Raw genomic sequence first — 3,964 nt, forward strand, 5'->3', positions numbered from 1 at the left:
ATGAGCACCTATGGCTCGAGCATCTCCGACAACCTCACCAACGGCATTGGCGCCCTGACCGACGCAGATATGTCTGCTGCCAGCGCTAAGTTGACCTCACTTCAGACCAAGCAGTCGCTCGCCATCAAGTCACTCACCATCGCAAACTCGCAGTCTCAGAACATCCTCTCCCTCTTCCAGTAATACTAAAAAGCCCCTTACCTGCTCTCAGGTGAGGGGCTACCAAAAACCCCGATCCGGGCTTTGCTTCATCCGCCGGTTTGCACTGTGCTAGTGGCAAGATCGTTCTTGGCAAGGACAAGTGGTGGAAAAGCGACCCACGCACTAAGTTTATCATAGCACCCCGCCATCATATCATCGATGCCCGAGTTCTCTTTATTTTTTTCCAGTCCGGGATAGAATGTCTGCATCGGCCGGAGCGGCAAAACATGAGAGAGCATTTTCGAAATCCCACTAGGAGATATCGAGTAGCCTATCAGCCCGTGGGCACGCAGGAGGCTGAATAGCGTCGTATCCGCCGAACCCATCCTGAATTCCTCACGGTTTTTCAAGAGGTTTACGTGGTCAAACCGTGACGTACAAAAAAAGCCGATTTCGGCGCTCCTGAACGTCAAATAGGCGTCGGTATTGTAGCCCCATAGTACCATATCCCAGCCTTGCGGTAGCGCCTCGATCAACCCAGACGTCCGGGCGTCGAAGCTTTCATTGATGATTGCGTCATCTTCGAAAATCGTACATCCCCGCCCCTCCCCGAGTGAGTTCGTCCAGATCGCAAGGTGCGACAGCGCGCACCCGATTGCGCCATCCGTATAATTCAAATCAGGGTCAAGGATACCCTGATCGCGAAGCGCCTCGCGATCGAGACTCCGACCATCTATCGCCTCGAAAAGCCGAATATCAGAGAATTTAGGGTTGTCTCGACGAAATTCCTCAAGCCTTTCTGGAGTACGCTTGAGTGTAATCAACCACTTATCCATCACGTGTAATCCCAAGGCTCCGAATCAGATAAATTTGAACGAGCGCTCTCCCCGAGACATTGACCGCCATATCTCTCACGAAGCGACCGGTTTCGAAACATTAACGAGCGTCTTACGCCTTGCTCTCGTCGGCATGATCCCAAGGACGATAGCGCACAACTTCTGTGATCCCAGGAGATCCCTTGATGAGGAGCTTCGCCAGCATCGTGGTGTCAATATTGAAAGGGGCGGCTCGGAAATCGAGTCGCCCTCCCCTGATATGCTTCCCGTCCTCTTTGTCCTCGTTTACTATTGGATATTCAGTAAGCATGTAATTCACAAAGATGATTTCTTTGTGTCGAGAAAGATTTCTTATTGCTCTTTGGATTGATTGATTTGACAGATGCTGAAGAACATCCTTTACAATCACCAGGTCGCTCTCATAAGCGGGCACCTGATCAACGAGATTGAGAACTTCAAAACGTACATTTGGGATAGAGGCATAAACCTGCCTGTTTGCGGCGATAACTTCAGCGACGAGGTCCATTGCGAGAAACGTCGTCTCTGGGCAGCGGCGGGCAATCTCTGCGCCTACTCGAAAGTCTCCGCATCCTATGTCGAGCACGACGCGATGGCCCAACCGACCGATGTAGTGACAAATGAAATTGATATAATCCAGGCACCGGTGCGGATCCGAGCCGACCCCGGAATATATATTTCCAGAACCACCCCAGTCGTTATTTCTGTAGATCTCACTGAACACCCGCGAGAGACCACTGCCCCCTCCCGACTGAGCCCGAAATGGCGCGAAGCTCTCCCGGGATTTAGAAATTCGGTCTAGATCAGCGCTGGATAGAGTGGCTTGGCACGCAAGTGAATAGGTATCGACCCGCGAAGAGACATTCAGTTCGTCGATCTCTTTGAGAACGGGCCACGACATACTTTCCCACAAATGGAAAACATAGGCTTCCGGGAATGTAACAGCCTGTTCAAAAAGGCTGCTGAGCCCAATCTGATCCCAAGACGGAACGAAGAATGCCTCGGGCGGCAGAACGACAACGGATGCTGGGTGCGACAAACTTATCAGATAAGGCATTTTCGTTGATGAATGCGCCCAATAGCGCGAGTCGAAATGCTTGTAGCTGTCCCACCATGCGTCCATGAAGGAAGCACCTGGTGGAGACAAGATGATCGAGTTCCCAAGGCTCTCGGCCTCAACCCTCGGTCGCGTCGACGCAAGCTCCCGAGCCATCACCGTGTGCGTTGCCGAGCAAAGCGGCAGGAGGCTCTTGAGGGTGATTGTGTCGAGATCCAGGTATATGCCACCATATGCCCGCAAGACGCTCATTCTGATGATATCAGACTGATGTGCGGGATGCATGACCGGGTTGGCGAAAACACGCTGGGGTGCAGGCACGACGACGATATCTGCTATTTCTTTTATCGCGCGCCAATAGACGCCATCACGCTCGGCGACACACCAGACGATGATCCTGAATTCGGGATGACATTTCGCAGCCGACAGAATAGCCATGTAATGGCTGAAACCAAAAGGCCGTACACCGGGTGGCTTTTTCTCCGAGAAATAATTCACTTCATCATAAGCCTGTTTTTCAGGCGTAGTCTCAACGAAGTGAATGAGTTTGGGAAAAACGCCGGGTTCTGCGTCGCCGACAGGGTTACAGCCCGCCTTCGACAAACAGTCGTCCAGCAATCGCTTGATGTCTACCTGAGCATAGTCGAAAGAATCGCCTACCGCGCCAACAGACGTGAACACATCCTCCGGTAGTCTGCCAACGATGAGCGGTGGGAAAGAAAGATGCGCTGAGAGCATTCCATGTTCGATCAGACTGGAAAACAGGATGCTTAGCGAGACACCCTTTATCTCACGTCCTGCCAGTTTGTGCCTGTAAGCATATTCGCGGATAGGCAGTGTGCCCATGAGGGTCGAGGCACCCCGCGGCGAAATGGTGTATCCTGACATGCCCTCGATCGCGCTGAGTCGCAGCAAGAGTGAGCCACCTCCCTGCGAACCAATGGGCGCAGCAGGTCCAATCGAGGGATGATCATCATACTTGAGAATACAATCACCCAACTGATTAGGCATCTGAACAATCATGAGACTATTATAATCTGCGCCCCAGACGATCAAATCCCAGGGTTCCGTCAGCGCCTTCGTAAGATGACTGGCCTGTATCTCGAAATCATCGGGAATAGAAGATTTATCACCAAGAATCGTGCGTGGCAGCCCGTCTGCAACGCATTGGCTCCATTGCACAACGTGAGAGAATATGTCCGCCACCTGTTCGTCGGTCGCGCGAGTTTCTAGATCAAGGAGGCCATTCTCCACCATATAATTACGGTCGAGAGCGGCAGTATCAAACGACGGGACGATCTCAAAATTATTATCCGGATTATTCCGCTTCCTGAACTTGCGCAGCGAGGCATCATCCGCTTTGGAGATCACGTAAAGAACCATCGTTCGTTTTCCGTATTGTCGTAGGGTTTTACGTTTGAGAGGACGCCCTGCGCCGAGCTCCTCATTGCGGGGGTAGTGTTCCTTTGAATGAGGCAATGACCAGTGACAACGAGTTGCCCCCACATCAGAGACTAATTACGCCCACCAAAGTGTTTCATATTCGTTAATGAATCGTATTGGTTGCGCCCGCACGTCTACGCCGGCCCACCTCTTGACGACATTTTGACGATCGCTACCAAGAAGCCCTTTCGTACGTTCTGGTAATCTTCTCTTATCCATTTGGGTTTTTATGGTGATTGCGTGGCCCGATATCTGGGCGAGCACCAGGAGAAACTCGATGAGCCTTTCAATCAACACCAATGCCTCGGCGATGGTCGCCGTTCAGACCCTGAACGCTACCCAGACCGCTCTGAGCAATGCAGAAAACACCATCTCGACCGGCCTGAAGGTGTCGAGCGCTGCAGATAACGCGGCAGCTTACGGCATCGCGCAGCAGATGCAGGGCAACGTCTCCGGCCAGTCCGCCGTG

3 protein-coding genes and 1 pseudogene are annotated in these 3,964 nt (G+C 52.3%); 2 read left to right on the top strand and 2 right to left on the bottom strand.

All coding sequences use genetic code 11. From position 1 onward, the window contains the following. Positions 1–183, top strand: a 183-nt coding sequence (locus C0V97_RS08270; protein WP_255424176.1) for a flagellin, incomplete at its 5' end; no start/stop codon positions are given. Positions 184–248: 65 nt separating this feature from the next. Here the strand turns inward: C0V97_RS08270 and C0V97_RS08275 are convergent. Continuing rightward, entirely contained in the window at positions 249–977 is a 729-nt protein-coding gene (locus C0V97_RS08275) for a glycosyltransferase family 25 protein (protein WP_127102153.1), read from the bottom strand. Between the two features lie 112 nt (positions 978–1,089). Next, positions 1,090–3,435 (bottom strand): glycosyltransferase, encoded by a 2,346-nt coding sequence (locus tag C0V97_RS08280; protein WP_127102154.1) that lies wholly within the window; start codon positions 3,433–3,435, stop codon positions 1,090–1,092. A gap of 337 nt (positions 3,436–3,772) precedes the next feature. On the opposite strand from C0V97_RS08280, the pseudogene C0V97_RS08285 reads away from it, so the two are divergent. Further along, positions 3,773–3,964, top strand: a pseudogene (locus C0V97_RS08285) (flagellin C); the annotation flags it as partial.

The sequence above is a fragment of the Asaia sp. W19 genome (assembly GCF_003994335.1).
Taxonomy (GTDB): domain Bacteria; phylum Pseudomonadota; class Alphaproteobacteria; order Acetobacterales; family Acetobacteraceae; genus Asaia.